The organism is Stakelama portus (assembly GCF_003171655.1).
Lineage (GTDB): Bacteria > Pseudomonadota > Alphaproteobacteria > Sphingomonadales > Sphingomonadaceae > Sphingomonas > Sphingomonas portus.
On the sequence record NZ_QFZL01000015.1, the window covers coordinates 1 to 1,409 of the forward strand.

At 59.3% G+C, this 1,409-nt stretch carries 2 protein-coding genes; both read right to left on the bottom strand.

Annotated elements, in window-relative coordinates:
• Positions 1-139: 139 nt before the first annotated feature.
• Positions 140-909 (bottom strand): IS5 family transposase gene (locus DKB74_RS18475; protein WP_109809675.1). Its coding sequence is split into 2 segments (ribosomal slippage): positions 140-594 and positions 594-909, totalling 771 coding nucleotides; the frame shifts between segments, so codons are not numbered across the junction.
• A gap of 94 nt (positions 910-1,003) precedes the next feature.
• Entirely contained in the window at positions 1,004-1,309 is a 306-nt protein-coding gene (locus tag DKB74_RS18665) for a hypothetical protein (protein WP_145961051.1), read from the bottom strand.
• Positions 1,310-1,409: the final 100 nt, after the last annotated feature.

Consider the following 1,409-nt stretch of genomic DNA (forward strand, 5'->3'; position numbering starts at 1 on the left):
GCGTCCCGAAGGGATTTGACCAAAATGGCCCAGCGCTGCGTCGGCAGACCTTGAAATATCGCCATATTCCTGCGCCCTACCTCCTTGCGCTGAGCCATTTTGCCTCAAACCTCGACGGCGACGTTTATGGGTTCACGGCCTAGGTCGTAGACTCATAAGCGCGGAGCCACAGGCGCATTGATGCGATCTGGACCATGGCGAGGAAGTTCTCCGCCAACTTATCGTAGCGGGTGGCGACGCGGCGGAAGTGCTTGAGTTTGGAGAAGAAGCGCTCGATCAGGTTGCGCTCGCGATAGAGCCGCTTGCTGAAGCAGGGTTTCCACTTCCGATTGGATTTGGCCGGGATGTTGGGCGTGGCGCCCTGTTCCTCGATCAGCGTGCGGATGCGATCGGCATCGTAGGCCTTGTCGGCGAGCACGATCATGTGCGGCCCAAGGTGGTTGAGCAGATCGTCCGCAACTTGGCCATCATGTGCTTGGCCAGCGGTCAGGCCGAGCCGGATCGGGAGGCCTTGCGCATCGACGACCGCGTGGATTTTAGTCGTGAGCCCGCCTCGGGAGCGACCGAGACAATGATCTCGATCCCCCTTTTTGCCGTCGCAGCCTGTTGGTGCGCCCGGATGGAAGTGCTGTCGATCATCTGGATGTCGCCGTCATAGGCGACGGTGATGGCATCCATCATCCGATCCCAGACGCCTGCCTTCCGCCATCGCACGAAGCGATTGTAGCAAGTGGTGCGCGGACCATAACGCTCGGGCAGATCGCGCCACGGTGCGCCGGAGCGCAGCACCCAGAAGATGCCGTTCAGCACGCGGCGGTCATCGACACGCGGCACGCCTCGGGGTTTGTTGGGCAGCAGGGGCTCGATCACGCGCCATTCGAAGTCGGTCATCAGGTCATATCGGCTCATGCCGACGCAGAATCAGAGTTCCGTGTATTATGGAAGCTCCGGGTTGGCATTCGCTCCAAATTGCGACCACCACGCTTGCTCGCTAGGTATCTCGTCAAGCAAAACGGGAGGCATCGTGGGCGGCGTCAATATTCATTGTCCACCATTCGTCGGACGCGACAAATCTGGAACACCCTTTGAGGCGGTGCTGGCTGAGGTTTCGCAAGGGGCCGGACAAGCGGCAGAGAGCGTTGTTAGAGGGATAGATGAGGCGCTTGAGATAGCGAGCGATCACATTCTCATCGATCCAGCCGACGCTGCCAAACTTATAGATCCCCTGCAGGTTTGGATCGCGCGCAATCCGAACGACACTCGACCACGGTTCAACGAATGCGCAGAGGACCTGTGTGAAGCCTGTCAAACAGCTGTCTCGAGTGGCGGACCGGTCGCGCTGGTATGGTGATGCACAATCTTGAAATGACGCTTAGGACCGACGCCCCGTTTATGGGTTCACAACCTAG